Consider the following 25,045-nt stretch of genomic DNA (forward strand, 5'->3'; position numbering starts at 1 on the left):
ACTGGCCGCCGCGCGCAAGGGCGCCGCCCGGTCTTTGGGTCAGAGACGGCTGACGCAAAGGCGGCCTTTGCGCCTGCTGCGCGTTGCCTTCCCATCGGCAACCCTCCGAGCCGTTCGGCGGCACCCCGCAGCCAGGACAACAAAAACGAACCATGAAGCACTCATCGCTCGACGGCACCCCTTCGGCACCCGCCAGCCAAGGTGTCGGCAAAGAACCTTCCCGCCGGCGCTTCATGCGCAGCGCGATGCTGTATGCGGTGGCGGTCGGATCCGGGGGCTTGACGGCCTGTGGCGGCGGGGACGGCGATGGCGGCACGCCGCCACCGCCGCAAGAACCGAGCGACGCCTTCGCGCATGGGGTGGCCAGCGGAGATCCGCTCGTGGATCGCGTGATCCTGTGGACCCGCGTGACGCCCGCCGCGCCCGGCAATTTCGCGGTGGTCTGGGAGATGTCGAGCGACGCGAACTTCGGCGCCATCGTCGGGCGCGGAACCGTCGGCACCGGTCCGGCGCAAGACTACACGGTGAAAGTGGATGTGACGGGACTGCAGCCCGCAAGCACCTACTTCTATCGCTTCCTGTATGGCGAAGAGCGCTCGCCCACCGGCCGGACGAAGACGCTGCCCGCCGGAGATGTTGCGCAGGTCAAGCTGGCCGTGCTGTCGTGCGCCAACTTTCCCGCTGGGTACTTCAACGTGTACGCCGACGTGGCAGAACGTGGCGACATCGATGTCGCTTTGCACCTGGGCGACTACATCTACGAGTACGGACTGCTGGGCTATGCATCGCAGACCGCTTTCGTGATCGACCGGGAATCCAGCCCCCGGCAGGAGATCCTGACACTGTCGGACTACCGGCAGCGGCATGCGCAGTACAAGTCCGACCCGGACCTGCGCGCGCTGCATGCGGTGGTGCCGCTCATTGCCGTCTGGGACGACCACGACGTTGCGGACAACGCTTGGTCCGGCGGTGCGGCCAACCACGACAGTGCCTCGGAGGGAAGCTTTGCCGAGCGCCGTGCGGCCGCGGTGCAGGCCTGGCAGGAATGGCTGCCGGTCCGCGTGCCCGATGCCGCCAATCCACTGAAGATCTACCGCAGCTTCGACTTCGGCAGTCTCGCGTCGCTGCACATGCTGGACACGCGGCTGATCGGGCGCGACGAACAGCTCGCCTTGCCCGCATACCTCGAAGGCCAGGGACTGGGGCCCGGGCGGCAGTTGTTGGGCACGGAACAGTCGGCGTGGCTGACAGCACAGATGACGGCCTCCCACGCGACGTGGCAGGTGCTCGGCCAGCAGGTGCTGATGGCGCGCATGGAGATTCCGCTGTCCGTCGCTTCGTCGCTGACGCTCGAGACGCTGGCGGAGTACACACTGGCCAAGGCGACGCCGGAGGAGCTGCGCAGCGATGCGCAGCGCGCCTTGGTGAACCAACGGCGCGCGCCCTACAACCTGGACGCCTGGGATGGCTATCCGGCAGCGCGCGAGTCGGTGCTGGCGGTCGCCCGCGATGCGAACAAGAACCTCATCTCCCTGGCAGGCGACACCCACAACGCGTGGGCCAGCGATCTGACCGATGCAGCCGGTCTGACCGTGGGCGTGGAGTTCGCTACCGCTTCGGTCAGCTCCCCGGGGTTCGAACGCGCGCTCCCCCTGATCTCCAGCGCCGTGCTGGAGGACGGCTTTGCCGACATGATTCCCGACCTGCGCTACGCCGAACTCAGCCAGCGCGGCTATGTCGTGCTGACCTTGACGCCGGATGAGGCGCGTGGCGAGTGGGTGCAGGTCGATACCGTCTGGAGTCGCGACTACCAGAGCAGGACGGTGAAGACGCTGCGAACCTTGCCGGGTGCCGGCAACCGCAGAATCCTCGACGCCTGAGCACGTGTGAACGGGCGGCTCGCGCGGCCGGCCGTTGGACTCGAAGCGCCACACCGTCGACGTGTCTGGATCAGGGCCGTGCGCGTCCAGCGTTCGGAGGGATCGCGCGGACGTGGGGACGCGCCGTGCAGCTTCTCAGGCACCGGCGCCCTGTGCCGGCCACTCGGGTTGCACCAGCGCATCGAGCGCGGCCACCGGCAGCCGCCCCTGCAGGCCGATGGCCACCACCTTGGCGCCGCCCGTGGGCGCCGCGGCCGGACGCACGCGTGCGGTGCGCCCGGCGAACTGGAGCTCGCACCACTGGGTGGGGCCCGTGCGCACGATGCCCTTGAGACGCAGCACGCCGGCCGGGACGTTCGCGAGCCAGTTGGTCAGCGCCGTCTCGGACAGCGCGGCCTGCGGCTGCGCCGACCAGGTCGCGTACTGCCGGCCATGGTGCGGCGGCGCCATCTGCAGCCGTGCATCGCGGCGCGGTGCAGCCGCCGCCTGGCGCAGCAGCGCGGCGCCGCTCAGCAGCGCGGTGGGCACTTCGGCCTGCACGGCCTCGCAGCGGCATGCACCGGCGGCGTGCGCATCGGCCCAGGCATGCACGCGGGCCAGCTGTTCCGCGTCCACGAGGTCCGTCTTGTTGAGGACCAGCAGGTCGGCGCGGGCCACCTGCCGCGCCAGCGTGTCGGCCAGCAGCGGATCGGCCGCCTGCGCCAGCACGGCACTGGCGTCCACCAGCACCACCACGCCGTCCAGCACCAGCGCCGGATCGGCATGGCCGAGCTGGGCGATGCGCCAGGGGTCGGAGACGCCACTGGCCTCCACCACCACGGCGTCGAAGTCCTGCCGCCGCTCCAGCACCTGGAGCAGCGCCATCGACAGGTCGTCGCCGATCTGGCAGCACACGCAGCCGTTGGTCAGGGCCACGGTGTCGCCGCTGTTGGCCTGCACCAGTTCCACATCCAGGTTCAGCGCGCCGAAGTCGTTGACCAGCACGGCCAGCCGCTGGCCACCGGCATGGCGCAGCCAATGGTTCAGCAGCGTGGTCTTGCCGGCGCCCAGGAAGCCGCCCAGCACCGTGAGCGGCAGGCGTGGGACGGCGCTCACTTGGCCTCGAACACCCGGCCGGACAGCACCGTGCCCCAGACGCGGATGTCCTTGAGCGCCATGGGATCGACCGTGAGCGGGTCGTCCTCCAGCACGCAGAAGTCGGCACGCTTGCCGCAGGCGATGGAGCCGATCTCGTGGTCCAGCCTGAGCGTGTAGGCCGGCCCCAGCGTGATGGCGTGCAGCGCCTGCGGCACCGTCAGCCGCTCGGCCTCGCCGAGCACGCGGCCCTTGGGCGTGACGCGGTTGACCGCGCACCAGGCCGTGAACAGCGGCCCCAGCGGCGTGACCGGTGCGTCCGAATGGATGGCCAGCGGCACGCCGGCGGCCAGTGCACTTGCGCAGGCGTCCAGCCGCATGGCGCGGTCTGGGCCCATGGTCATCTCGTAGTGCTGGTCGCCCCAGTACCACAGGTGGTTGGCGAACAGGTTGGCCGCGAGGCCCAGCGCGGCCATGCGGCGGAACAGCGGCGCGTCGATCATCTGGCCGTGCTGCAGCGTGTGGCGGTGGTCGGGCCGTGGCGCGCGCGCCAGCACGCGGCCGATGGCGTCGATCGCCGCCTCGCTGGCCTCGTCGCCGTTGGTGTGGGTGTGCACTAGGAGACCGGCGCGGTGGTAGGTCTCGAAATCGGCCTCGTACTGCGCCGGCGCCATGACCCAGATGCCGTTGGGCGCGCCGTTGAAGTGGCCGGGCCAGCGCAGCCGGGCGGAGAAGCCCTGGATCGAGCCGTCCAGCATCATCTTGACGAGGCCGTAGCGCAGCCGGTCGGTGTTGCGCGCCATCAGCGCCTTCACATGCTCGGCGCCGGCCTGGGCCGCGTGCGTGCCGTGGAAGGCCTGGAAGGCCGGCAGGATGCGGATGGAGACGGCGTCGTCGGCCAGCGCCGCCTCGAGCACGCGCACATCGTCCTCGCCCAGCTTGTTGACGAGGTCGGTGGCGGTGGTCACGCCCTGGCGGCAGGCCAGCCGCGCGAACGAGCGCACGCCGGCCTCGGTCATGGGCGCCAGCAGGCCGGCATTGCCGATCTTGCGCAGCACCAGGAACATGGCGGCCGGTTCCTGCAGTTCGCCCGTGGGCTCGCCGGCCCGGGCATGGCCGGCCGCGAACTTGACCACGCCTTCGACCTCGTTGTCGCGCGTGATCTCGGCGATGCGCAGCATGGCCGTGTTCACGTTCATGAGGTGGCCGTTGGCGTGCGCGATGATGATGGGCCGCGTGGTGCTGGCGCGGTCCAGGTGTTCCACCGTCATGCGCTCGCCGCCGAAGTAAATCGGGTCAAAGCCCCAGGCGATCAGCGGCGCGCCAGCGCCCTGGCCCGCGGCGTCCATGCGCGCCGAGACCTCGGCCAGGCGCGCGACCACGGCGTCCATCGAGCGCAGGCCCGGCCAGACCTGGCCGTCGGGGTCGCGCCGGTCGAACCAGCCCGTGTACGTCCACTCCCACATGCTGCCTTCCTTGAGGTGGCAGTGGCCTTCGACCAGCCCGGGCATCAGCACCTTGTCGGCGAAGCGTTCGTCCAGTTCGTAGGGGCCCCAGGCGGCGCAGCGTTCCAGGTCGCCGACGGCCAGGATGCGGCCCTCGCGCACGGCCACGTGGGTGGCTTCGGGTTGGCCGGCTTCGAGCGTGATGATCTTGCGGGCGCGGTAGACGGTGGTCGTGGTCATGCGGTGGAGGGGCTTTCAGGCTGGCATGGCCAGCGGTGCGACGGGCGAGCCGCCATGGTTCTCGACGCGGATGCAGCGCACCCAGTGGCCCGGCGCGGCCTCGCGCAGCGGCGGCAGCTCGGCCGCGCAGGCCGGCACGGCCACCGGGCAGCGGCCGGCGAAGCGGCAGCCCGGCGGCGGGTTGATCGGGCTCGGTGGATCGCCCGTGAGCTTGATGCGCTGCGCGGCGCGCTGGCGCCCGCCACCCACCGTGGGCACGGCCGACATCAGCGCCACGCTGTAGGGGTGCAGCGGCTGGGCGAAGAAGGTCTTGCGCGGTGCGCGTTCCACGATCTGGCCCAGGTACATCACGGCGATGTCGTCGCAGATGTGTTCGACCACGGCCATGTCGTGCGAGATGAACAAGAAGGTCAGGCCCAGCTCCTTCTGCAGCCTGGCCAGCAGGTTCAGGATCTGCGCACGGATGGCGATGTCCAGGGCCGACACGGGTTCGTCGCAAACCACCAGCTCGGGGTTGGTGGCCAGCGCGCGCGCGATGTTGATGCGCTGGCGCTGCCCGCCCGAGAACTGGTGCGGGAACAGGTGCTGTTGCTCGGGCCGCAGCCCGACCTGGGTGAACAGCTCGGCCACGCGCGCCTCGCGCTCGCTGGGCGTGCCGACCTGCATGAGGTCCAGCGGCGCGCGCACGGCGGCGCCGGCGCGCTGGCGCGGGTTCAGCGAGGAGAACGGGTCCTGGAACACGATCTGCATGCGCCGGCGCGCCTGGCGCAGGGCCTCGCCGGACAGTGCGGCCAGGTCGGTGTCGCCCAGCCGCAGGCGGCCCGCCGTCACGGGCGCCAGCCGCATCACGGCCAGCGCCGTGGTGGTCTTGCCCGAGCCCGATTCGCCGACCACGGCCAGCGTGCTGCCGCGGCGCACGCTGAAGGACACGCCGTCGACGGCCTTGACCACCTCGGGCGGCTGGAACATGCCGCTGCGCGGCCGCGGGAAATGCACCTGCAGGTCGTCCACCTGCAGCAGGGTGTCTTCGGTGCGCGCGTTCATGCCAGCTCCTCGGTACGGGCCCGCAGCTTGGGGGCCTGGCTGTGCAGCCAGCAGGCCACGCCATGGCCCTGGCCCTCCAGCGCCACCAGCGGCGGCACCTCGCTCGCGCAGCGCGGCAAGGCCTCGCGGCAGCGCGCGCGGAAGGCGCAGCCGCTGCCCAGCTCCCAGATCGAGGGCACCACGCCCGGGATCTCGGGCAGGTCCTCGCGCGTGGCCTCCTGGCTGCTGCCCAGCTCCGGCAGGCAGGCGATCAGGCCGCGCGTGTAGGGGTGGGCCGGCGCGGACAGCACCTGTTCGCAGCTGCCCTGCTCGATCACGCGGCCGGCGTACATGACCATCACGCGGTCGGCCATCTCGGCCACCGCGCCCATGTCGTGCGTGATCATCAGGATGGCCGTGCCCTTGTCGCGCTGCAGCTCGCGCAGCAGATCGAAGATCTGGGCCTGTACGGTCACGTCCAGCGCGGTGGTGGGCTCGTCGGCGATCAGGATGTCGGGCCGGCAGGCCAGCGCCATGGCGATCATCACGCGCTGGCGCATGCCGCCGGACATCTGGTGCGGGTACTCGTGCACGCGCCGCTCGGGCGCCGGGATGCCGACCTGCTTGAGCATCTCCACCGCGCGGGCCTGCGCGGCCGCCGGCTCCAGGCCCGCATGCAGCCGCAGCGATTCGCCGATCTGCTCGCCCACGGTGAACACCGGGTTCAGCGAGGTCATGGGCTCCTGGAAGATCATGGAGATGCGGTTGCCGCGCACTTCGCGCATGCGGGCATCGTCGGCGGCCAGCAGGTCCTCGCCCTGGAACAGCACCTGGCCGCCCGTGATGCGACCCGGCGGCGAGGGGATCAGCCGCAGCAGCGCCAGCGCCGTCATGCTCTTGCCGCAGCCCGATTCGCCGACCACGCAGAGCGTCTCGCCGGCGCGGATGCCGAAGTCCACGCCGTTGAGCACCATGGCTTCGCCGCGGCGGCTGTTGAAGGTGACGCGCAGGTCTTTCACCTGCAACAGTGGCTTTTCCATCACCGCTCCCGGAGTTTGGGGTTGAGCGCATCGTTGAGGCCGTCGCCGATCAGGCTGACGGCCAGCACCGTGACGAAGATCGCGGCGCCCGGGAAGGCCACGGCCCACCAGCACGACAGCACGTACTGGCGCGCCGAGCCGATCATGAGACCCCAGCTCATCTGGTTCGGGTCGCCCAGGCCCAGGAAGGACAGGCCGGCCTCGAACAGGATCGCGGCGCCCACGGCCAGCGTGGCCGACACCACCAGCGAGGGCAGAGCGTTGGGCAGGATCACCTTCCAGATGATGCGGGCGTCGCGCGCGCCGATGGCACGCTCGGCGCGCACGAATTCCAGGCTCTTGGTCTTGAGGAACTCGGCCCGCGCGAGCCGCGCCGTGCCGGGCCAGCTCACGATGCCGATGGCCAGCGTGACCGTGACGAGCGAGGGCGAGAACAGCGTGACCACCACCATCGCGAACAGCAGCGCCGGCAGGACCTGGAAGAACTCGGTCACGCGCATCAGCAGCGCGTCCACGCGGCCGCCGTAGTAGCCTGCCAGCGCGCCCAGCGAGACGCCGATGGCCACCGACAGCAGTGCTGCGAAGGCGCCCACCAGCAGCGTGGCGCGGCCGCCGTAGACGATGCCGGTCAGCACGTCGCGGCCGAGCTGGTCGCTGCCCAGCCAGGCCTCCTCGCTGAAGGGCGGCGTCAGCGGCATGGTGCGGATCTCGAAGGGGTCGGCCGGGTAGACCCAGGGGCCTGCGATGGCCACGAGCAGCACGGCGGCCAGCATGACCAGGCCGGCGATGGCCGCGGGATTGCGCAGGAACATGCGCAGCGCTTCGCGCGCCGGGTGTTCTGCCTGGACGGCCGTGGCCGGCCGTGCGGCGGGCAGCGGGGAGACGGGTGGGGCGGTGGTGCTCATGGTCGTGCCTTCAAGCGGTCTTGATGCGGGGGTCGATGAGGCGGTAGGCGAGGTCGGTGAGCAGGTTCATGACCACCACCACGATGGAGGAGAACAGCAGCACGCCGAGGATGGTCGGGTAGTCGCGCCGCAGCACCGAGTCGAAGGCCAGGCGGCCCAGGCCGGGCCAGTTGAAGACCGTCTCCACGATGATGGCGCCGGCCATCACGTTGCCGAACTGCAGGCCCAGCATGGTGACCACCGGCAGCAGCGCGTTGCGCAGCGCGTGCTTGTAGAGCACCACGTGGTCTGCGAGGCCCTTGGCGCGCGCGGTGCGGATGTAGTCCGAGCCCAGCACGTCCAGCATGGACGAGCGCGCCAGCCGGCTGTACTGCGCGAGGTAGACCAGGGCCAGCGTGACGGTGGGCAGCACCAGGTGGTGCAGCACGTCCAGCACGTCGGCCAGGCCGCTGGCGCCGACCGAGTCGGCCGAGCGCATGCCGGCCACGGGCAGGATGGGCAGCCAGGACGCGAACAGCAGCACCAGCATCATGCCGGTCCAGAACACCGGTGCGGCGAAGCCCACCAGCGAGAGCACCGTGATGCACTGCGACAGCAGGCCGTTGGGCCGGCGCGCCGACAGCACGCCCAGCAGCGTACCGGCCAGAAAGGCCAGCAGCACGGCCGAGACCACCAGCAGCAGCGTGGCGGGCACGCGCTCGAAGATCATCTGCGCCACCGGCAGGTTGAAGAAGTACGAGTAGCCCAGGTCGCCGCCCAGCACGCGTCCCAGGTAGATGCCCAGCTGTGCAGGCAGCGAGCGGTCCAGGCCGTACTGGGTACGCAGCTGGGCCATGAGTTCGGGGCTCATGCCGCCGCTGGCGCCGGCGATGGTCTCGACCGGATCGCCGGGTGCGGCATGCACCAGCATGAAGTTCAGCACCACCACGGCCAGCACCAGCAGGAAGCCCTGGAGCAGGCGGGTTGCAAGAGCACGCAGCATGTTCATGTCATCGAAGGGGTGGGTGGGTGGAGGGAGGGGCCAGTAGGGGCAGTGTGTGCAGGCCGTTTGAACCGGGACTTCGCCCATGCGCTGCATGCGCAAGCGGCACGCCGTCGGCTGACGCGGTGCACGCGAGCGCGGGCAGGAGCACCCGCGTCGGCGGCATGTCCGGGCACCCGGTCCCGCCGGCGCAGAGGCCGCCGTCGCGCGATGCCGCCCGCGTGGCGAACAGCGGCCTGCGCGTGCTGCAATGGACCGGCCAGGCGCATGTCGGCACAAGGCTGGCGCCGTCCGCTTACTTCAGGAAGACCTCGTCGTACGGGGCCGCGGGTCCCCAGATCGTGGTCGGCACGTTGCCCACGTTCTTGCGCGTGGCCGTGTAGTAGGGCGAGTTGTTGATGAAGACGATGGGCACCTCGTCCGTCACGATCTTCTGGAAGGTGGCGTAGTAGGCCTTGCGTTTGGTCTCGTCCATGATGCCGCCGGCCGTGTTGAGCAGCTCGTCGACCTGTGCGTTCTTGTACGACTGGGTGTTGGTCCAGACCACCGGCTTGATGTTGGTGGACAGGTAGGTGCGGTGCACGCCGATCACCGGGTCGCCCCAGTTGAACACTGTGTCCATGGACAGGTCGAAGTCGTGCGTGGCCAGCCGCTTGGCCCAGGCCGGGAAGTCGGCCGAGGCGCGCACCTCCACCGTCACACCGATCTTCTTGAGCTGGGCGCGCACATACTCGGCGACGTTCTTCTGCTGCTCGTCCACGCCGGGCAGGTAGTCGATGCTGATCTTGAAGCGCTCGCCGTTGCCGCCCGCCTTGAGGCCGGCCTCGTCCAGCAGCGCGGCGGCCTTCTTGAGGTCCACCGGATAGCGCACGAGGTCGGCCACCGCGAACGGGCTGCTGGCCACGAGGGGGCCGTCGGCCGGCGCGGCGAAGCCGCCCATCAAGGCCTTGGTGATGAAGTTCTTGTCGATGGCATAGGCGATGGCCTTGCGCACGCGCACGTCGTCCAGCGGCTTCTTGGCGGTGTTGATGGCCAGCCAGTTGATGGCGCCGATGCCCTCGAAACCCTTGTTCGTGAGCGCGATGTTGGGGTTGTTCTGCAGCCGCTTGAGATCGATGGAGACGGCCACGTAGGGCACCATCTGGATGTCGCCGCGCTCCAGCCCCAGCAGCAGGCTGGAGGTGTCGGGCACGATGTTCATGATGACCTTGTCCAGGTAGGGCTTGCCGGGCAGGAAGAACTTGTCGAAGCGCTCCATCACGATGCGCTGGCCGGCGCGGAACTCGACCAGCTTGAACGGCCCGGAGCCCACGACGTCGGCCGTGTTGCGCGGGTGGGCCTTGAGGTCGGTGCCGTCGCCGTACACGTGCTTGGGCAGGATGGGCGCGAGCGCCGGGCTCATCGCCAGCAGGATCGCCGGGTGCGGCTGGCTCATGCGGATGATGGCCGTGTACGGGTCCGGCGTCTCGACCTTCTCCACCGGCGCCAGCATGGTCTGGAACGGGTGGTTGGCCTTGACGGCCATGATGGAGAAGGCCACGTCTTCCGAGGTGATGGGCTTGCCGTCGTGGAACACGGCGTTCTTGCGCAGGTTCAGCGTGAGCGACTTGCCGTCCTCCGCCAGCTTCCACGATTCGGCCAGGTAGGGCTGGGGCTGCCACTTGTCGTCGTAGCGCAGGGGGCTGGCGAACAGCTGCGTGGAGGGCATGGCCGTGGCGATGCCGGACTGCACCGCACCATTGAGGTGGCGTGGCACCTGGGTGCTGCCCACCACCAGCGTGCCGCCCTTCTTGGGCTGCTCCTGGGCCTGGGCCGGCAAGGCCGCCGCGGCCAGCGCTGCGGCGGCGAGAGCGATGCTGCCGAGGGCGCGGCGGCGCAGGGAAAACGAACGCATGCGGAACTCCTCTGGTCGGTTGGCCACGCCCATCGCGGCCTTGCGCCAACGATACGCAGGAAGCACACCAAGCACGCATGCCACAGGCGATGAACTGCTGGTGCCAGAGGGGCAGTGTTTTCCCTGCCACGCACCTTCGCTGTGCTATTTCTCGTCGCGCAGCCAGTACCACTTGTAGAGCGCGCGCTGGCCCATGCGCCGGAACGGCGCCAGCAGCGGCGAGCGCAGCACGCCGAAGGCGTTGGGGTACTCCAACGGCCCGTCGTAGATGGGCAGGGAGAATACCGCGCGCTCGGCGTCCTGGCCCGTCACGCGCTGGGCCAGTCGCTTGCCGGCCCAGGTGGAGAAGGACACGCCGTTGCCGCCGTAGCCCACGGCGTACCAGATGGTCTGCGCCGGGTCGGGCCGCGTGATGCGCGGCATCATGTCGTGGCTCACGTCCACCCAGCCCCACCAGGAGTGGTCGATCGCGATGCCGGCCAGCGGCGGGAACTTGCGCGCGATCGCATCCGTCAGCAGCTTGAGGTGCACGGGCGCCTCGGCATCGGCGCCCGTGACGGCGCTGCGGCTGCCCAGCTGCAGCCGGCGGCCAGGCAGGAAGCGGTAGTAAAAACGCAGCGTGCGCGTGTCGGTCAGGAAGGTCTCGTTGCGCACGCCGCAGGCCGCCAGCTCCGCGGCCGTCAGCTCGCGCGTGACGACCGAGTTCGACAGGATCGGCATGATCTTGTTCTTGAGCAGCGGGTGCAGCCGCTGGCCGGTGTAGCCGCCCGTGCACACGGCCACGCGGCGCGCGCGCACGGTGCCGCCCGGCGTGCGCAGATGGTGCACGCCGGCAACCGTCTTCCAGCCCTGCACGGGGCTGGCCGGATGCACCTTCACGCCCAGCGCACGCGCGCGGCGCATCAGGCCGAAGGTGAACTTGAGCGGATGGATGCCGATGCCGTGCTCTTCCCACATGGCACCGGCGGCCTCGCGTTCGCCGCAGAACTCCTCGTGGATCTGGCCGGGCGTGAGCATGCGCGTGCGGTAGCCGAACTGCTCGTTCATCACGCGCGACTCGCTGCGCAGGTAGTCCATCTTCTCGGGCCGGTGCGCCACGTAGAGATGGCCGCCGTCGTAGGCATCGCAGTCGATCTGGCGCGTGAGCTCGGCGAAGTTCTCGAAGCCCGTGCGGATCTCGCGGTCCAGCGCGCGCGCGGTGTCCAGGCCCCAGCGTTCTATCCACTGGCCGCGTTTGAGCCGGCCGCTGGCGTTCTGGCCCTGGCCGCCGCTGCGGCTGGAGCAGCCCCAGGCGGTCTGGTTGGCCTCCAGCACCACGGCGGCGATGCCGTGCTCCTGCGCGAGGTACAGCGCGGTGGACATGCCGGTCGCGCCGGCGCCGATGACGACCACGTCGGCATCGAAGTCGCCGCGCACGGGGCCGTCGTCGGCCGGCGGCTGGCCGGCGCTGGCCACCCACCAGGTCGGTGCGTAGGCACGCCCCGCACCAGGGTCGGGTGCGACCAGCGGGTCGTAACGTGGGTCGTAGCGCCGCTCGGCCGGACTGTCGGCCGTGGGGAAGGGCAGGCTGCTCATCGTCTCAACGCGCCGGCAGGTTGGGGCGCGTCTTGCGGAACACGTTCTTCAGGTGGATCTTGCCGTTCCTGAAGGTGAACAGGTCCACGCCGTCGACCTCCACGCGCGTGCCGTCGGCGGCGGTGCCCGTGAAGGTCCATTCGGACACGCCGAAATCGCCCTGCACGAAGTGCTTGCCGTTGCGCCACTGCGCGTCGGGCATGGTCTCCCAGGCCACCGGGAAGGCCTTGCGCACCGCCGCCGCGCCCACATGGCGCGTGCCGCAGGCGTCCGGTCCGCCGGCGGTCTGGAAGATGCAGTCCTCGGTCATGAAGGACATCAGGGCCTCGAGATCGTGGCGGTTCCAGGCATCGCTGAAGGCGGCCAGGGTGGCTTCGGTGACGGGCGGGTGGGTGGTGCTCAAGACGCTCTCCTGTTCAGGTTGCGTCGCAGGTTAGGCAATTGATCCGCGCGGCGATAGTGCCAGTGGGCCCCAATCCACCACGCCAGTGGGCGGTCGGCGGGGCGCGCGCTGGCGCTAGACTGCGCCTCCCATGAGCACCCCCGGCGCCGACGCGCACCACCAATGGGCCAGGCTGTTCGTCGTGCCCGAGCAGCCCGGCCTGCCGCTGCAGGGCCGCCTGCGGCTGGCCATCGTGCAGCCCATCCTGGAGGGGCGGCTGCCGGCTGGCGCGGCGATGCCGTCCTCGCGCGAACTCTCGCGCCTGCTGGGCCTGTCGCGCAACACGGCCACGGCGGCCTACCAGCAGCTGATCGACGAAGGCTTCCTGGAGGCGCGCGCGCGCAGCGGCGTGTTCGTGGCGCGCAACGCGCGGCCCGCCAGCGTGGGCGCCACGCCGCCGGCCAGCTTCGGCAGCGGCGGCGGTGTGGCACCGGACTGGGGCGCGCGCGTGCTGCGCTCGCTGGCCGATGCGCCCACGCTGTCCAAGCCCGAGCGCTGGCGCGAGGTGCCCTATCCCTTCGTCTATGGCACGCACGATCCCGAGCTGTTTCCGATCGAGGGTTTCCGCGAATGCTGCACGCGCAGCCTGGCGCGTGCCCAGCTCGCGCAATGGACGCCGGACTTCGAGACCGACGACGTGCCCGACCTGATCGAGCAGATCCGCCTGCACCTCCTGCCCAAGCGTGGCGTGTTCGCGCTCAAGGAAGAGATCCTCGTCACCGTGGGCGCGCAGCAGGCCTTCCAGCTGCTGGCCGATGCGCTGCTGGACGAGCGCCAGCGCCTGGGCTTCGAGGAGCCCGGCCACCCGCATGCGCGCAACACCTTCTCGCTGCGCCGGCCGCGCTGGGTGCCGGTGGCGGTGGACGGCGAGGGCGTGGTGGTGGACACGCTGGCGCCGCTGGACTATCTGTTCGTCACGCCCTCGCACCAGAGCCCCACCACGGCCACGCTGTCGCTCACGCGGCGCGAGTGGCTGCTGCGCAAGGCCGAGCTGGCCAACTTCGTGATCATCGAAGACGACTACGAGGCCGAGAACCTCTACGAGGGCGCGCCCATGCCCGCGCTCAAGAGCCTGGACAAGAGCGGCCGCGTGGTCTACGTGGGCTCGCTGTCCAAGAGCCTGTCGCCGGCCATGCGGCTGGGCTACATCGTCGCGCCGCGCGCGCTGATCCGCGAGTTGCGCCTGCTGCGCCATGCCATGGTGCGGCACCCGAGCGCCTTCCTGCAGCATGCCTACGCGCTGTTCATCTCGCTGGGCCACCATGAATCGCATGCGCGCCGCGTCAACCTCGTGATGCAGGAGCGCGTGCAGCAGGTGGCGCGCGCGCTGCGCACGCAGCTGCCCGACTTCGCGTTCGAACTGCCGCGCGGCGGCGCCTCGATGTGGGTCAACGCCCCGGCCTGGGTGGACGGCGCCGAGCTGGCCACCATCGCGCAGCGCCACGGCGTGCTGATCGAGCCGGGTGACGTGTTCTTCCAGCACCCGCCCTATCCCTGCCCGCATTTCCGGCTGCGGCTGTCGTCCATCCCCACCGAGCGCATCGACGATGGCATCGCCGCCTTGGCCAAGGCCGTGGACGAACTCGCGGCGGCGCGCGGCGCGCGACGCGCCTGAACGGGTCCGCGCGCGGCGCACGGCACCGGTGCGTGCCGCACCAAACCAAGGGTTCACCCTGGTTCCCTGGCCCCATGGGCGGGCGCACGCTGGTTCTTTTGTGTCGTGTGCCTTTGCTGCACATTGGCCCGGCTCGCCCGCCCGGCGCCGCAGGTCTGCGGTGGCCGCATGTGTTCCCGTTCGGACCCAGGAGATCTCCACGATGCTCAACCGTCGATCCATGCACCGCGCGGCCGTCGCCGCCGCGCTCGTCCTCGCAGCCGGGGCCCAGGCCCAGACCAAGGAAGTGACCTTCGCGCACCAGGACATGCTGGTGCCGCTGCGCCTGGTCATGGAATCCGGTGAGGTCGAAAAGGCCACCGGCTACAAGATCCACTGGCGCATGTTCGGCGGCGGCGGCGACGTGATCCGCGCCATGGCATCGGGCAATGTGCAGATGGGCGAGGTCGGCTCCAGCCCGCTCACGGCGGCGGCCAGCCAGGGGCAGGACATCCGGCTGTTCTGGGTCTCGGCCGACATCGCCGACGCCGAGGCCCTGGTGGCGCGCAATGGCTCCAACGTCAACACCCTGGCCGACCTCAAGGGCAAGCGCGTGGGCGTGCCCTTCGTCTCCACCGCGCACTACCAGCTCATGGCCGCGCTCAAGGCCGCGGGCGTGGACGCGCGCCAGGTCAACGTCAACAACATGCGCCCGCCCGAGGTGGCCGCGGCCTGGGAGCGCGGCGACATCGACGCCACCTTCATCTGGGACCCGGTGTTGACCAAGGTCAAGGGCAATGGCAAGGTCATCGCCACCTCCGGCAGCATCGGCAAGCAGGGCCACCCGACCTTCGAGGGCATCGTCGTCGACGCCAAGTGGGCGGCGGCCAACGAGGCCTTCATGGTCGCTTTCGTCAAGGCACTGGACCGCGCCAACGCCGAGGTGCGCGCAGGGCTGAAGGGCTGGACGCCCGACTCGCCGCAGGTCAAGGCCGTCGCCAAGTGGACCAAGGCCGATGCCAAGGACGTGCCGGCCGGCATGGCGCTGTACACCTTCCCCACGCTGCAGGAGCAGCTCTCGGCCACCTGGCTGGGCGGCGGCGCGGCCAAGGCCATGGCCGGCACCGCGGAGTTCCTCAAAGAGCAGGGCCGCGTGCAGGAGGTCAAGCCGAGCTACGCCAACTTCGTGACCGACGTCTACATCAAGAAGGCCCTGGGCCAGTAAGGCAGTCCATGCCCACGCTCGACATCCGTGAGCTGACGGTGAACTACGCCGTCAAGGGCGGCACGCTGCAGGCGCTGGCGCCCGTCAACCTGCGCATGCAGGGCGGCGACTTCGTGGTCGCGCTCGGCGCCTCGGGCTGCGGCAAGACCACGTTGCTCAACTGCATCGCGGGCTTCCTGCCACCTTCCTCGGGCCAGGTGCTGCTGGATGGCAAACCGGTGCAGGGCCCGGGTGCCGAGCGCGGCGTGGTGTTCCAGAAGCACGCGCTGATGCCCTGGCTCAACGTGCGCGACAACGTGGCGCTGGGCCTGCAGCTGCGCGGCGTGCCGGCAGCCGAGCGCGCGCGCATCGCCGAGGGCAAGCTGGCGCTGGTGGGCCTGGCCAAGTACGCCGACCGTGCCGTGTACGAGCTGTCGGGCGGCATGCAGCAGCGCGTGGGCATCGCGCGCGCGCTGGCCAACGACCCGGCCGTGCTGCTCATGGACGAGCCCATGGGTGCGCTGGACGCCTTCACGCGCGAGCAGGTGCAGGAGATCCTGCTGCGCGCCTGGTCGGCCACCCAGAAGATGGTGTTCTTCATCACCCACGACGTGGAAGAGGCGCTGTTCCTGTCCACCCGGCTGATCGTCATGAGCCCCAGCCCGGGCCGCATCTCGCATGTCTACGACGCCGTGCCGTTCTCGCGCCAGTTCCTCGCGCACGGCGACGCGCGCAAGGTCAAGTCCGAGCCGGCCTTCATCCGCATGCGCGAGGAGGTGCTGGCCATCATCCACCACCGTGAAGCGACGGAGCCCGCCCATGCCTGACAGCGCATCCACCCTGGCCGGGCCGGTGGCGCCCGCCGCCCCGGCCGCTGCGCCGTCCACCGCAGCGCTCAAGACCAGCCGCTTCCGCACGCCCGGCGAGGGCCACAGCGGCGCCATCAGCGTGGCCACGGTGGTCGTGCTGCTGGTGCTGTGGACGCTGGTCACCAACATGGGCTGGGTCAAGCCGCTGTTCCTGCCCACGCCGCAGGCCGTGTTCGAACAGTTCTGGGCCTACCTGAGCGGCCAGGCCAACGACAAGCCGCTCTGGCAGCACTTCCTGGCCAGCATGTTCCGCGTGTTCTCGGCCTTCTTCCTGGCCTGCGTGACGGCGATTCCGGTCGGCATCGCCATGGGCATGAGCCGCTGGGCGCGCGGCATCTTCGACCCGCCGCTGGAGTTCTACCGCCCGCTGCCGCCGCTGGCCTACCTGCCGCTCATCATCATCTGGTTCGGCATCGACGAGCTGCCCAAGGTGCTGCTGATCTTCCTGTCGTGCTTCGCGCCGCTGGCGCTGGCCGCGCGCTCGGGCATGCGCAGCGCCGCGCAGGAGCAGATCAACGCCGCCTATTCCATGGGCGCGAGCTACTGGCAGGTGGTGCGCCACGTGGTGCTGCCCGCGGCCATGCCCGAGATCCTGGTGGGCATGCGCATCGCGATCGGCTTCGGCTGGACCACGCTGGTGGCGGCCGAGATGGTGGCGGCCAACATGGGCCTGGGCCAGATGGTGCTGAACGCCTCGAACTTCCTGCGCACCGACATCGTGATCATGGGCATCGTGGTGATCGGCGTGGTGGCCTATCTGTTCGACCTGCTGATGCGCTGGGTCGAGCGCCGCGTCGTGCCGTGGAAGGGCCGCATGTGAGGGTGCGGCGCTGACGGCCGCGTCGCTCGCGCCGCCGCTGGCCGGCTGGCCCTTGCTGGCCGCGTTGGCCGTGGTGCTGGGCGCCGGCTTCGTGCGCGGCTTCGCGGGCTTCGGCTTCTCGGCCTTCGGCGTGGCCGGTCTGTCGCTGCTGGTCGCGCCCGCGGCCGTCATCCCGTCCATCTTCCTGCTGGAGATCCTGGCCAGCCTGCACATGCTGCGCCTGGGCCTGCGCGACGCCGACTGGCCCTGGTTGCGCGCGCTGGTGGCCGGCCAGGTGCTGGGCGTGCCCATCGGCGTGGCGCTGCTGGCCTGGCTGCCGGAGAGCGGTCTGCGCCTCGTGATCGGTGGGCTGCTGGTGATGGCCGTGCTGGCGCTGCGCAGCGGCGTGCGGCCGGCGCTGGAGCCCACGCCGCGCGTGCGCTTCGGGGTCGGCACGCTGTCGGGCGTGGTCAACGGCGTGGCCGCGATCGGCGGCATCGTGGTCGCCGTGCTGCTGAGCGCCACGCGCATGGCGCCGGCCGCGCTGCGCGCGACCATGGTGCTGATGCTGCTGTGCTCCGACGTGCTGGCGCTGGCCTTCGCGGCCCTGCTGCCACGGGCCGGCGATGCGGGGGCGCTGGTGGGGGCAGACACCTGGCGCTGGGCCGCATGGCTGGCGCCGGCCATGGTGGCTGGCATCTGGCTTGGCAGCCGCGCGTTCGCGCGCGTATCGCCGGAGCAGTTCCGGCGGCGGCTGCTGGATCTGTTGGGCGTGCTGGCGGTGCTGGCGCTGGGGCGGGCGGTGTGGGGGGTGTTGGCGATGTGATGCCAAGCAGGCGCGCCACGGGCGGCGCGCCGCTACGACGCAGCGCGGCGGCGCGTCGCAGCTTGCGGCGCGGATGGCTTGGCGCGGTGACCGGTGGACGGGGCGGCCTCAAAGGCCGAGGTTCGCAAACCCGAGACCATGGCCACAAAGGCTTCGATCACCTGCTCTGACGCCGCCTGGGGATCGTCGGCATTGGCGATCCACTGGGACGCGCCAAGCAGCGCGCCCATGACCAGGCGTGCGGTGGCAAGGGCGTCCACGGACTGGACGACGCCTTCCGCGATGAGCTTGTCGATGCTGCGTCTGGTGCTTTCAATGCAAGCGTTCTGGATGGGCCAACCCGAGGGGTCGCCCAGCACGGCCGGGCCGTCCCGAAAGACGATGCGCTGGATCTCGGGTTCCAGGGCCATGTGGATGTAGGCGATGTTCTCGTCGATGAAGCCTTGCCACGTGTCGCTCGCCGAGTCGACGATTGCCGTGAGGCGCGTCACCATCTCGGCGTCGATCTGTGCGATCACCGCCTCCAGCAAGCCCTTCTTGTCGCCGAAGTGGTGGTAGAGCGCGCCGCGCGTGAGGCCGGCTTGCGCTGTCAATTCGTCCATGGAGCTCTGCGCAAATCCGCGCTCGGCAAATGCCTGCCGCGCCACCGTGATCAGCTTGGCACGGGTCTCCTGCTTCATGTCTGCTCGCGTCTGCCGCATGGGCCATTCCTCCTGATCCACATCCTCTCATTCACATGCATCGCGTAGGTCATTGACATACGTTGTGTATGCCAACTACTATATCTCGCATACGCCGCGTATGTGAAATGCGGCCAAGGTCGATGTCGCGCAGGAGATGCAGGACGTGCAGGACGAACTGGAAGCCCCAAGGCAGATCGCCAACCGCGGTACCGCTGCCGCATGCAAGGCTGCGGCCCATCCTGGTCACGCGCCGGCCAGGCCTCGGAGGATCGGTTTGCTGGTGAATCCCATCGCCGGCATGGGTGGACGGGTGGGACTCAAGGGCACCGACGGCGCCCAAGTGCTGCAGGAAGCCAGGCGGCGCGGCGCGCAGCCGATCGCAGGCACCCGCACCCTCCTGGCCCTGCAGCGGCTGGCGGCAACGAGCCGCCCGTTCAGCCTGGTGACTGCGGCCGGAGCGTTGGGCGAGCAGGCGGTCCAAGCCGCCGGGCTGCGTGCCCGCGTGGTCTATCGGCCCACGCCAGGCGCGAGCGGGCCGGTGACCACGCAGGAAGCGGTACGCGCCTTCATGCGTGCGTCGGTCGATCTGGTCCTGTTCGCCGGCGGTGACGGCACCGCCCGCGATGTGATGGGCGCGGTCGATCCGCAGGTTCCGATCCTCGGCGTGCCCACAGGCGTGAAGATGTATTCCGCCGTCTTCGGCACCTCGCCGGCCAACGCCGGGCTGCTGGCGGCCCGCTTCGTCGATGCGCACCCGACGGTGTGCCTGCGCGACGCCGAGGTCATGGACGCCGACGAGGCCGCGATCCGCGAAGACCGCATCTCGGTGCAGCTCTTCGGCTACGCCACAAGCCTCTATGCACGTGCGCTTGCGCAGAACGCCAAGTCCGGTACGCGGGATGCCGCAGACGTTGCGCTGCAAGCGGCCTGCCACCAGATGGCGCGCAGCTTGCGCCCGGGCGCGCTCTACCTCTTCGGCCCCGGCACCACCACCCGGCGCGTGCTGGCGGCGTTGGGCCTGCCGGCCACGCTGCTGGGCGTGGACGCCGTCCTGGACGGTGCACTCGTCGGCAAGGACCTGCACGAAGACGCGTTGCTTGCCCTGATGCAGGGGCGCGAGACCCATCTCGTGCTCGGCGTGCTGGGCGGCCACGGCACCTTGCTCGGCCGCGGCAACCAGCAGCTCAGCCCCCAGGTTCTGCGCCAGGTGGCCCGCGACCACATCCATGTGCTCGGCAGCGTCGAGAAGCTGGCGACCCTGAATGGCGCCAGCCTGCATGTCGACACCGGAGACGCCGAGCTCGATGCCTGCCTGCTCGGCTATCTGCCCGTTCGTACCGGTGCGGACCGGTCCGTTCTCCTTCGCGTGCGCTGAGGCGCACCCCGCTTTCCAACCACCCCAAGCACCATGCCCCTCCCTACCGCCCATCCCTACATGGCCAACTCCGTGCCGGCGCTCCAGCAGGAGATGCTGGCCGCCATTGGCGCACCCAGCATCGACGCGCTGTTCGCCCAGATCCCCGCGGCGCACCGTCTGCAACGCCCGCTCGCATTGCCGCCAGCGCTCTCGGAAAGCGAACTGCGCCGCCATCTGCTCGGCATCCTAGCCAAGAACCGCAGCGCCGAGCAGACGCTGAGCTTCCTGGGGGCCGGAAGCTGGCAGCACCACGTGCCTGCCGCCTGCGACGAGGTGGTGCGCCGCAACGAGTGGCTGACCTCAGTGTTCGGCGAGCCCAGCTCGGACCATGGCCGCAACCAGGCATGGTTCGAGTACTGCAGCCAACTCGGCGAACTGCTGGACATGGACCTGGTGGGCCTGCCCGTGCGCAGCTGGGGCGCGGCCGCCGGCCACGCCTTGCGCATGGCGGCCCGCATCACGGAGCGCAGCGAGGTCGTCGTGGTGCGCGCCATCGATCCGGAGCGCCTGTCCGTCATCCGCAACCTGTGCGAGCCACCGGAGATGGCCAACCACATCGCCGTGCGCTGCGTCGACTACGAGCCTGTGACGGGCCAGGTCGACTTGGCGCACCTGCGCCGCCTGGTCGGCCCGCAGACCGCCGCGTCTATTTCGAGACGCCTTCCTACCTGGGCGTGATCGAGCAGCATGGCGCCGAGATCGCAGCGATCGCCCATGCCGCCGGTGCCGAACTCATCGTGGGCGTCGACGCGATCTCGCTGGGCGTGCTGGCGCCGCCCGTGCACTACGGCGCCGACATCGTGGTCGGCACCACCCAGCCGCTGGGCGTGCACATGCATGGCGGCGGTGGGTCGAGCGGATTCATCGCGTCGCGCGACGAGCCACGCTACGCCCACCAGTACCCCACGCTCTTCATCAGCATGTCGGAGACCACCCAGCCGGGCCAGTACGGCTTCGGCCTCAGCCTGTTCGAGCAGTCTTCCTACGGCTTGCGCGACAAGGGCAACGACTGGACCGGCCACTCGGTCTACATGTGGGCCATCGCCAACGCCGTCTACATGGCCATGATGGGGCCACAGGGCATGCGCGAGGTGGGCGAGCAGATCCTGCAGAAGGCCCGCTATGCCGCGCGCCTGATCGCGGACATCCCCGGCCTGCGCGTGCTGTTCCCTGACGGCGCGTTCAAGGAGTTCGTCGTCAATTTCGACGCCACCGGGCTAGGCGTGCAGCACATCCATGCCGCGTTGCTGGCCCAAGGCATCTTCGGCGGCAAAGACCTCACGGCTGATTTTCCCGAGCTCGGCGCCAGCGCCCTGTTCTGCGTCACGGAGGTGCACAGCGCCGCCGACATCGAACGCCTCGCCACCGCCCTTCAGAAAGTGATCGCAGCATGAACAAGCCACTGCCCAACTACCACGCCCCGGTCTGGAACGAACCGGTCATCCTCGAAATGGGCCACCCGGGCCGCCGCGGCGTGCTGTTGCCGGCCCTGGAGCAGCGCGTGCAAGACGCCGTCGGCCCGGCGGCCGGGCTGGTCCCGCCCAGCGCGCGGCGCGCGCGCGGCCCGGCCTTGCCCGAAATGTCCGAGCCCGAGGTGCTCTACCACTACCTGCGCCTGTCGCAGCAGACGCTGGGCATGATGAACATCAGCCTGTTCGGCACCTGCACGATGAAATACAACCCGCAGATCAACGAGGCGATGGCCTGGCGTCCGGAGATCACGCACCTGCACCCCTACCAGGACGAGAGCACGCTGCAGGGCGCGCTGGAGATCGTGCACAGCCTGGACCTGATCCTGCGCGAGCTGTCCGGCATGGACCAGTTCGTCTTCCAGGCCGGCGGCGGCGCCGACGCGGCCTACACCAGCTGCGCCGTCACACGCGCCTACCACGCGGCGCGTGGCGAACTGGCCCAGCGCGACGAGATCATCACCACCATCCAGACGCACCCCAGCAGCGCCGCCACGGCGGCAGCGGCGGGCTTCAAGGTCATCACCCTGATGATCGAAGACGATGGCTACCCGTCGCTGGAGGCGCTCCGGGCCGCGGTATCGCCACGCACCGCTGCACTGATGATCAACAACCCCGACGACATGGGCGTCTACAACCCGGAGATCCGCGAGTGGACCCGCACCGTCCACGAAGCCGGCGGCCTGTGCTTCTACGACCATGCGAACTTCAACGGGGTCATGACCAAGGTGCGGGCGCGCGAGCTCGGCTTCGACGCCTGCATGTTCATGCTGCACAAGACCTTCGGCGCGCCCAAGAGCGGCGTCGGCGGGCCCGCCGTGGGCGCCTATGGCTGCAGCGAGGTACTGGCGCCCTTCCTGCCCAAGCCGGTCGTGCGGCGCGACGGCGAGCGCTACACGCTGGACTACGACCGCCCACGCAGCTGCGGCAAGATCCGCGAGTTCTGGGGCAACCTGCCGGTGATCCTGAAGGCCTATGCCTGGTGCCGCTCGATGGGCGCGCAGGGCATGGCCGAGGCCTCCGATCTCTCCGTGCTGGCCAACAACTACATGGAGCGCCGGCTGCTGGAGATCCGCGGTGTCACGCGCTCGCACCCCGATGCGAAGAGTCCGCGGCTGGAGATGACCCGCTACAGCCTGCAGCAGCTCAAGGAGGAGACCGGCGTGGAGGTGCATGATGTGCAGCACCGCATGTCGGACTTTGGCATCGACCCCATGTGGACCAGCCACCACCCCTGGCTGATCCCCGAGCCCTTCACGCCCGAGGCCGGCGAGATGTACGGCAAGGAGGCGCTGGACACCTGGATCGACGTGCTGGCGCACATCTCGCACGAGGCCTACACCACGCCGGAGATCGTGAAGACGGCGCCGCACCGGCAGGCGATCCACCGGCTCGCCAACGCCCACATCGACAGCCCCGAGCGCTGGGCCATGACCTGGCGCGCATGGCAGAAGAAGCGCGCGAACCCGCCAGCGGCGCACACGTCGGCGGACAACACCAACGCCACTGCCAGTTGAGCCCGGGCGCCGGACGCTGCAGCCGCGCGTCGGATTTCGCAGGTGTTCCTGAACATTGCCCGGCTGGGCGGGCGGTGTTGGGGGGGGTGGGCGCGGTGTGAAGTGCGTACCCGGGCCGACGCGGGCCGCGTCGAGCGACTCCTCGCAAACCGGAGCGTTCACCTGCGATCTCTCAGAAGAGCTTTCAACCACCGACAGAAGTCCTGTGCCAGCTGCGTGTGCGAGCTCAGCGCGTTCAGATACGCGATGTAGCTCGCGCCCGAACTCACGGTCAGTTCGTCCGCCAACTGGAGCGTGCCGTCTCGCAGCTGGTCCTGCACCAACAGCTGGGGCACGACGAGGAAGCCGGTTCCGCCAATGGCGGCGGTCACCGCCAGGAACAGGTGGTCGTACGTGGCCACGACATGCAGCCTGTCGGGCGCCAAGTTCATCGCGAGCGCCCACGACGCCAGTATCTCCGGGCGCGATCTGGCCGCCACCATGGGCCAATGCGTCTTGGCAGCGGACCGGTGCGCGGCGACCAGTGGCGGCGAGCCGACGCAGATCAGTTCCTCGCGCAGCAGTTCCCAACTCTCCGTGCCGCCAAGGCTGAGGTCGCGCGTGATCAACACATCGAAATCGTCGGACGGCAGCGGTGGCGACAGCGAGGTGATGAGATCGACCTGCGCCCCGCTGGCGGCGGAGAAACCGCCGAGCGCCGGCACCACGACCGTCATCGCAAAGCTTGGCATGGACGTGCGCACACGCAGCCTGTCATGCCGCTTGCCCTTCTGCGCCAGCAACTGCATCGTCAACTCGATCGTCGACATCGCGTCCTTCACCGCTTCGAAGAGTTGAAGACCGGCCGGTGTCATCTCGACGAGCGCGCCACGCCGCGCGAACAACTGCGTGCAGGCAAATGCCTCGAGCACGGCGATGTGGCGGCTGACCGCACCCTGCGTGATGCCCATGGCGCTGGCTGCCCGTGTGAACTTGCCATGCCGGCCCACCATCACGAACGCGCGCAGCGCCTTCAACGGCATCTCGGCGTGTTCAGTATTAGCTTTTTTCATCATGAACCGGCAAATAAGAATACTGTCACATTCGAGTCGTTGATTCTATTTGGATGAATTGGAAGAATAAATTCCAAGTTCAGACTCCAATGGGGTGTAGATAAATGCTTCTAGTAACCGTCAAATTATGTTCTGCACTCATTTTGGCCGGGGCCGTTCTGGGGCCCGCCTCGGCCGGGACGGTGGTTCTTTATTCGTCCAACAACGTTGAGACGGTGAACGGAGTCGTCGACCAGTTCACCAAGGAGAACCCGGACATCAAGGTGTCCGTCGTGCGCGCCGGGACAGGAGCGCTGATGCAGCGCATCAAGGCAGAGGCGGCCAATCCGTTGGGCGACATCTTCTGGAGCGGCGGCCTGTCGACCATCGGCGAATTCCGCGACCAGCTCGCGCCGTATGTGTCTGCGCAAGCAAGCGCTGTACCCAGCGCCTACCGTGGACCGGACGGACTGTGGCTCGGCACCAACACGCATGTGACCGTGCTGATGACCAATGTGCGCCAGGCACCCGCAGCGCAGCCGCCCCGGACCTGGACAGAACTCGCAGACCCCAAGTGGAAGGGCAAGGTGGTCATACCCGACCCCGAGCGCAGCAGTGCTTCCTTCGTCGCGCTCTACGGCCTGCGCTCGCTGCTGGGTCAGGAGGTGCTGGATGGAATCGCCAGGAACGCAGTCATCGTCGGCACCACCTCCGCGGCCTACGAGAGCGTTGCCAAGGGCGAGTTCGCAGTGGCGGTCACGATGGAGTACGCCGCGTACGAGTACGTCGCTGGCGGGCTAAAGGACATCCGCATCGTCTATCCGGCGGAGGGCACATTCCTGTCGCCCGAAGGCATGGCCTTGATCAAGGGGGGCAAGAACCCGGCGGAAGCGCGCAAGCTGTACGAGTTCCTGGCGTCCAAGAGCGTCCAGACGAAGGTGTTCCAGTCCGCCTACCGGCGCCCGCTGCGCGAGGACATCGACGTCAGCAGCCTGTCCGACCTTCCTGCACTGTCCAGCATCAAGGTTGTTCGGCTGGACGACGCCCGGATGGGCTCGGAGCGCGCGGCATTCATCGCGCAATGGCGACGAACCATCAGCGCGCGCTGATGCCCTTTTGCACGACCCCCGAAGCGC

22 protein-coding genes are annotated in these 25,045 nt (G+C 69.5%); 11 read left to right on the forward strand and 11 right to left on the reverse strand.

Translation table 11 applies throughout. The annotated features are described in order from the left end of the window. The first annotated feature begins 152 nt into the window (after positions 1–152). Positions 153–1,880, forward strand: a complete 1,728-nt coding sequence (locus IE209_RS08210; RefSeq protein WP_189686481.1) for an alkaline phosphatase D family protein — start codon at positions 153–155, stop codon at positions 1,878–1,880. Positions 1,881–2,015: 135 nt separating this feature from the next. Here IE209_RS08210 and IE209_RS08215 read toward each other — a convergent pair whose 3' ends face one another. The 9 genes from IE209_RS08215 to IE209_RS08255 all read right to left on the reverse strand — a co-directional run bounded on the left by IE209_RS08215 (position 2,016) and on the right by IE209_RS08255 (position 12,461). Beyond that, the gene (locus IE209_RS08215) at positions 2,016–2,975 is read right to left on the reverse strand and encodes a CobW family GTP-binding protein (protein WP_229882744.1); all 960 of its coding nucleotides are present in this window, start codon (positions 2,973–2,975) and stop codon (positions 2,016–2,018) included. Next, on the reverse strand, positions 2,972–4,639 hold the full coding sequence (locus IE209_RS08220; RefSeq protein WP_189686482.1) for an amidohydrolase: 1,668 nt from the start codon (positions 4,637–4,639) through the stop codon (positions 2,972–2,974). Before IE209_RS08220 ends, IE209_RS08215 begins: the two co-directional genes overlap by 4 nt. A 15-nt stretch (positions 4,640–4,654) precedes the next feature. Continuing rightward, complete coding sequence (locus IE209_RS08225; RefSeq protein ID WP_189686483.1) at positions 4,655–5,683, reverse strand: ABC transporter ATP-binding protein; 1,029 nt, start codon at positions 5,681–5,683, stop codon at positions 4,655–4,657. Then, on the reverse strand, positions 5,680–6,702 hold the full coding sequence (locus IE209_RS08230) for an ABC transporter ATP-binding protein (protein ID WP_189686484.1): 1,023 nt from the start codon (positions 6,700–6,702) through the stop codon (positions 5,680–5,682). Before IE209_RS08230 ends, IE209_RS08225 begins: the two co-directional genes overlap by 4 nt. Beyond that, entirely contained in the window at positions 6,702–7,607 is a 906-nt protein-coding gene (locus IE209_RS08235; protein ID WP_189686485.1) for an ABC transporter permease, read from the reverse strand. Before IE209_RS08235 ends, IE209_RS08230 begins: the two co-directional genes overlap by 1 nt. A gap of 10 nt (positions 7,608–7,617) precedes the next feature. Then, positions 7,618–8,595, reverse strand: coding sequence for an ABC transporter permease (locus tag IE209_RS08240; protein ID WP_373305304.1), 978 nt, complete (start codon positions 8,593–8,595; stop codon positions 7,618–7,620). A 289-nt stretch (positions 8,596–8,884) separates the two neighbouring features. Further along, entirely contained in the window at positions 8,885–10,483 is a 1,599-nt protein-coding gene (locus IE209_RS08245; RefSeq protein ID WP_189686486.1) for an ABC transporter substrate-binding protein, read from the reverse strand. A gap of 144 nt (positions 10,484–10,627) precedes the next feature. Further along, positions 10,628–12,058: an NAD(P)/FAD-dependent oxidoreductase gene (locus IE209_RS08250; RefSeq protein WP_189686487.1), complete on the reverse strand. Its 1,431-nt coding sequence runs from the start codon at positions 12,056–12,058 to the stop codon at positions 10,628–10,630. Positions 12,059–12,062: 4 nt separating this feature from the next. Continuing rightward, the gene (locus IE209_RS08255) at positions 12,063–12,461 is read right to left on the reverse strand and encodes a nuclear transport factor 2 family protein (protein WP_189686488.1); all 399 of its coding nucleotides are present in this window, start codon (positions 12,459–12,461) and stop codon (positions 12,063–12,065) included. Positions 12,462–12,591: 130 nt separating this feature from the next. Between IE209_RS08255 and pdxR the strand changes: the two genes are divergently transcribed. The 5 genes from pdxR to IE209_RS08280 all read left to right on the forward strand — a co-directional run bounded on the left by pdxR (position 12,592) and on the right by IE209_RS08280 (position 17,792). Further along, the gene (gene pdxR, locus IE209_RS08260) at positions 12,592–14,115 is read left to right on the forward strand and encodes a MocR-like pyridoxine biosynthesis transcription factor PdxR (protein WP_189686489.1); all 1,524 of its coding nucleotides are present in this window, start codon (positions 12,592–12,594) and stop codon (positions 14,113–14,115) included. Between the two features lie 202 nt (positions 14,116–14,317). Continuing rightward, positions 14,318–15,319, forward strand: a complete 1,002-nt coding sequence (tauA, locus tag IE209_RS08265; protein WP_189686490.1) for a taurine ABC transporter substrate-binding protein — start codon at positions 14,318–14,320, stop codon at positions 15,317–15,319. An 8-nt stretch (positions 15,320–15,327) separates the two neighbouring features. Next, the gene (locus tag IE209_RS08270; protein WP_189686491.1) at positions 15,328–16,125 is read left to right on the forward strand and encodes a taurine ABC transporter ATP-binding protein; all 798 of its coding nucleotides are present in this window, start codon (positions 15,328–15,330) and stop codon (positions 16,123–16,125) included. Then, positions 16,118–16,987, forward strand: a complete 870-nt coding sequence (locus tag IE209_RS08275) for an ABC transporter permease subunit (protein ID WP_189686492.1) — start codon at positions 16,118–16,120, stop codon at positions 16,985–16,987. The genes IE209_RS08270 and IE209_RS08275 overlap by 8 nt, the downstream gene beginning before the upstream one ends. A 52-nt stretch (positions 16,988–17,039) precedes the next feature. After that, positions 17,040–17,792 (forward strand): sulfite exporter TauE/SafE family protein, encoded by a 753-nt coding sequence (locus IE209_RS08280; protein WP_229882745.1) that lies wholly within the window; start codon positions 17,040–17,042, stop codon positions 17,790–17,792. 32 nt (positions 17,793–17,824) lie between these two features. Here the strand turns inward: IE209_RS08280 and IE209_RS08285 are convergent, their stop codons facing one another. Beyond that, positions 17,825–18,472, reverse strand: coding sequence for a TetR/AcrR family transcriptional regulator (locus tag IE209_RS08285; RefSeq protein ID WP_229882746.1), 648 nt, complete (start codon positions 18,470–18,472; stop codon positions 17,825–17,827). A 166-nt stretch (positions 18,473–18,638) separates the two neighbouring features. Between IE209_RS08285 and IE209_RS08290 the strand changes: the two genes are divergently transcribed. The 4 genes from IE209_RS08290 to gcvPB are packed head-to-tail and all read left to right on the forward strand — an operon-like array spanning position 18,639 to position 22,878. Further along, positions 18,639–19,850 (forward strand): ATP-NAD kinase family protein, encoded by a 1,212-nt coding sequence (locus tag IE209_RS08290; RefSeq protein ID WP_229882747.1) that lies wholly within the window; start codon positions 18,639–18,641, stop codon positions 19,848–19,850. Positions 19,851–19,883: 33 nt separating this feature from the next. Next, entirely contained in the window at positions 19,884–20,570 is a 687-nt protein-coding gene (locus IE209_RS34170) for a PLP-dependent aminotransferase family protein (RefSeq protein ID WP_268245954.1), read from the forward strand. Continuing rightward, positions 20,567–21,286, forward strand: coding sequence for a PLP-dependent aminotransferase family protein (locus IE209_RS34175; protein WP_268245955.1), 720 nt, complete (start codon positions 20,567–20,569; stop codon positions 21,284–21,286). The genes IE209_RS34170 and IE209_RS34175 overlap by 4 nt, the downstream gene beginning before the upstream one ends. Then, positions 21,283–22,878 (forward strand): aminomethyl-transferring glycine dehydrogenase subunit GcvPB, encoded by a 1,596-nt coding sequence (gene gcvPB, locus IE209_RS08300; protein ID WP_189686495.1) that lies wholly within the window; start codon positions 21,283–21,285, stop codon positions 22,876–22,878. The genes IE209_RS34175 and gcvPB overlap by 4 nt, the downstream gene beginning before the upstream one ends. Positions 22,879–23,036: 158 nt before the next feature. Here the strand turns inward: gcvPB and IE209_RS08305 are convergent, their stop codons facing one another. After that, on the reverse strand, positions 23,037–23,900 hold the full coding sequence (locus IE209_RS08305) for a LysR family transcriptional regulator (protein ID WP_189686854.1): 864 nt from the start codon (positions 23,898–23,900) through the stop codon (positions 23,037–23,039). Positions 23,901–24,034: 134 nt separating this feature from the next. Between IE209_RS08305 and IE209_RS08310 the strand changes: the two genes are divergently transcribed. Then, complete coding sequence (locus IE209_RS08310; protein ID WP_189686496.1) at positions 24,035–25,018, forward strand: ABC transporter substrate-binding protein; 984 nt, start codon at positions 24,035–24,037, stop codon at positions 25,016–25,018. Positions 25,019–25,045: the final 27 nt, after the last annotated feature.

The organism is Pseudorhodoferax aquiterrae (genome assembly GCF_014652235.1).
In the GTDB taxonomy this organism is placed as follows: Bacteria; Pseudomonadota; Gammaproteobacteria; order Burkholderiales; family Burkholderiaceae_C; genus Pseudorhodoferax; species Pseudorhodoferax aquiterrae.